This is a genomic window from Tsukamurella asaccharolytica, from assembly GCF_007858435.1.
Classification (GTDB): Bacteria; Actinomycetota; Actinomycetes; order Mycobacteriales; family Mycobacteriaceae; genus Tsukamurella; species Tsukamurella asaccharolytica.
The window spans coordinates 1-3,065 of record NZ_VIGW01000030.1 but is presented as its reverse complement, the minus strand read 5'-3'; the positions used below and the strand labels follow the sequence as shown (position 1 = coordinate 3,065).

The window sequence follows — 3,065 nt, the reverse complement described above, 5'->3', positions numbered from 1 at the left end:
TGGCTATGTCAAGTTGATCTGGCCCCGGTAGGGCGGTTTCATTCGGCCCCACCTGAGTGGGGCCCTGAGCCGCTAGAGTCCGGGGTGTGGATGGGCGGCCGCGGGTGCGCAGTGTGGTTGCGCCGACTGGTTGGGATCGCGAGTCGGTGCGTGCGTATGCCGAGTTCGTGATCGCGCGTGATGATCAGCTCGGTGATCAGGTATCGGTCCGGGTGAAGATTAAAGACGGGGAGCCACTGCCGAACCTGACGACCCGGTGGACCGTGGTTTATGTCACTCACCAGAACCGGGCCTTGCGCCGGCATCTGTCGGTAGTCAAGGACGAACGCCGCGCTTAGCCCGCGGTAGCTGCTGCTTCGGTGTGAGCCAGGCGGTAGCTGTGAGTGCCGGTTTCGATGATGGTGCCGCGGTAGGTGAGCCGGTCGACGATCGCGGCGCAGAGTCGTGGGTCGGTGAAGGTGTCTGTCCAGCCGGAGAAGGACTGGTTGGAAGCGATCGCGACGCTGTTCTTCTCTTCGCGTTCGGTGAGGACTTGGAAGAGCAGTTCGGCGCCGCGGCGATCGAGTTCCATGTAGCCGAGCTCGTCGATGATGAGCAGGTCAACGCGGCCGTAGCGGTTGATGGTCTTCGCGAGCTGCTTCTCGTCAGCGGCCTCGACCAGCTCGTTCACTAGTTTGGTGGCGAGGGTGTAGCGGACTCTAAAGCCTTGCTCGGCGGCAGCGGTTCCCAATCCGATCAGCAGATGGGATTTGCCGGTTCCGGAGTCGCCGATGAGGCAGAGCGGCAGTCCGTGGCGGATCCAGTCGCCGGTGGCGAGCTGGTGGATGGTGGCGGGTTCGATGTCGGGGTTGGCGTCGAAGTCGAAGTCCGCCAGCCACTTCTCCCGCGGGAACCCCGCGGCTTTGACGCGGCGAACAGTGGAGCGGCGGTCCCGGTCGTCGACTTCGGCGAGCAGGAGTTCGGCGAGGAACCCCTGGTAGGACAATTGCTGCTTGGCGGCGGCGGTGAGGTGCTGGTCGATCATCGACCGCACTGTCGGCAGGCGTAGGCGCCGGCAGGCCTGGTCAACGGCGGCGAGGGCGGCTTCTTCGGTGAGGCCGCCCCGGCGGCGCAACGACGGGGCCAGCGCATTCGTCTGGTTCTTATTGGCGGTTGCGGTCATAGCCGGGTGGGCCTTTCAATCGGTGGTGGGTCCAGCGACTCAATCGGTGGTGGGTCCAGCGACGCAGGTAGCGCGTCGGAGGCAGTGCGTCGCCGGTGCTGCGGGAGCAGGCGGTCGTAGGCCGTAACGCTGGGCAGCGGTCGCCGGTCGGGTGGCAGGCCGGCGATCACCGCCGCGGGGTCTGCGAGCCGTCGTTGGGTGAGGCTGACAACTCGTTGCTCGCGTCGTTCGGCATGGCGATCGAGATGACGGCCAGCGTTGGCCCCACCTGTCTGGTCGGCAGCGACCGAGGCGTGCGCGAGCAGGCGGGCTTCGGCGCGGCGAGCCTCAACGGCGACGACCTCGGCGCTCACCGCCCCGACCCGCAATGCAGCATCGATGCCGGCGATCACCGCCGCGGCGGGCAGGCTGCGGTGCAGCAGCAGGACGTCGATCAGCTCGCTGGTGCCGTCGGTGTCGCCGTTGACTCGTCGGGCGGCGGCCCAGAACGCATCATGGCTGGCGGTGAACACCCCGGCAGCGCGGGCCTGCGCCAACGCCGTTGATCCCGGCAGGGCACCGGGTTTGAACTTGAGCACCTCGAGGTAGTGGTCGAGGTCGATCTTCGCGGTGCCGCGGCCGGCGACCCGTGGATGCCGCGCGACCAGGGTCCGGCCGTCGTAGACCAGCAGCTGGGAGGCTTGTAGTGAGACGCGGACTCGGCGGCCGATCAGGTGCGCCGGCACCGAATACTTCACCATCCGAACGGTGATCATCGCCGACCGATCGACCCGTGGTGTGAGGATCAGGCCCGGGTCGAAATCCTCCACCGGCAGCGGCGCGAGCGCTGCTCGGTCGTGCTCGTAGTCCTGGCCGATGGTGCGCAGTCGTCCGTCGATCCGGCGGCCCTCGTCGCGGTCCTCCCAGGCTTTGATCTGCTCGTTGAGCTCATCGAGGGACTCGACCTGCGGCATTGGGGTCAGCCGGTTGCGGCGGAACCATCCGACCTCGCCTTCAACGCCGCCCTTCTCGTGCGCCCCGGCGATGCCGGGCTGGCAGTAGAACGGATCGAATCCGTAGTGCGAGTGAAACAACGTCCACCGCGGGTTCTCCTGTCGCCGCCGGTCTCCGCCCTGCAGGACCGCGACCACCGCCGAGGTGAGATTGTCGTAGCGGATATGCCGGGTCGGGACCCCGCCGAGCTCGCGGAACGCCTCGACGTGCCCTTCGAGGAACGCTTCCTGCCCGCCGGTCGGATAGACCCGGTGAATGGCCTTGCCCGAGTGCGAGAGCCGGTAGACGAACATGTGGCACTTGGTCTTCACCCCGCCCAGGATCACCCAGACCTCGCCGAAGTCGACCTCCGCCTCCGCGCCCGGGGCGTGGTCCTGGGCGATGAACACCTCCGTCCGGCGGCCGGCCTCCACCTCGATCTGCGCCCGCCGGACCCGCACGTAGTCCCGCACCGTCGAATACGACAACTCGACCGCATCGTGCTCGATCGCCAGGCGTTCCCGGATCCGCGTCGCGGTGTGCCGCTGCTTACGCGGAGCATCCAGATCCGACCGCAACATCTCATCAATCGCCGCCTTGAACCGGTCCAACCGCGGCGACGACCGCTCCGGCGTCTTCCGCGGCGGCGGCTCCGCCGATGACAACGCCTGCCGCACCGTCCTCCGGTGCACGCCATGCTTGCGAGCCAACGCCCGGATACTCATGCCCTCGACCCGGGCGTCCCGCCGGATCTGCGCGAACAGCTCCACCTTCGATCCCATCATTGGCCACCACCTGCTTCGGCTCGGAAACGATGTTCACGAGCAACCATCAGGTGGGGCCAGATCAAACCGTCGCAACACCACCGGCGAGTCGCAAACGGGGCCAGGTCTAGCCGTCGAGCCGGGGCCTCTTCAAGCTGTCATAGCCA

Annotated in this window: 3 protein-coding genes; 1 reads left to right on the top strand and 2 read right to left on the bottom strand. The window is 67.3% G+C overall.

Features of this window, described 5'->3' with window-relative positions; all coding sequences use genetic code 11:
* The first annotated feature begins 86 nt into the window (after window positions 1-86).
* Window positions 87-338 carry a hypothetical protein gene (locus FK529_RS19650; RefSeq protein ID WP_133298647.1) on the top strand — a complete coding sequence of 84 codons (252 nt, stop codon included), beginning with the start codon at window positions 87-89 and terminating at the stop codon, window positions 336-338.
* Here the strand turns inward: FK529_RS19650 and istB are convergent.
* Together istB and istA are read right to left on the bottom strand one after the other, a co-directional pair.
* A complete protein-coding gene (gene istB / locus FK529_RS19645; RefSeq protein WP_068526535.1) occupies window positions 335-1,162 on the bottom strand; it encodes an IS21-like element helper ATPase IstB in 828 nt (275 codons plus the stop codon). The genes FK529_RS19650 and istB overlap by 4 nt on opposite strands.
* The gene (gene istA / locus FK529_RS19640) at window positions 1,159-2,916 is read right to left on the bottom strand and encodes an IS21 family transposase (RefSeq protein WP_231703188.1); all 1,758 of its coding nucleotides are present in this window, start codon (window positions 2,914-2,916) and stop codon (window positions 1,159-1,161) included. The genes istB and istA overlap by 4 nt, the downstream gene beginning before the upstream one ends.
* Window positions 2,917-3,065: the final 149 nt, after the last annotated feature.

Excerpts from the sequence above, each read along its gene's own strand:
- istB (WP_068526535.1), bottom strand. The coding sequence starts at position 1,162 with ATGACCGCAACCGCCAATAAGAACCAGACGAATGCGCTGGCCCCGTCG.
- istA (WP_231703188.1), bottom strand. The coding sequence starts at position 2,916 with ATGGGATCGAAGGTGGAGCTGTTCGCGCAGATCCGGCGGGACGCCCGG.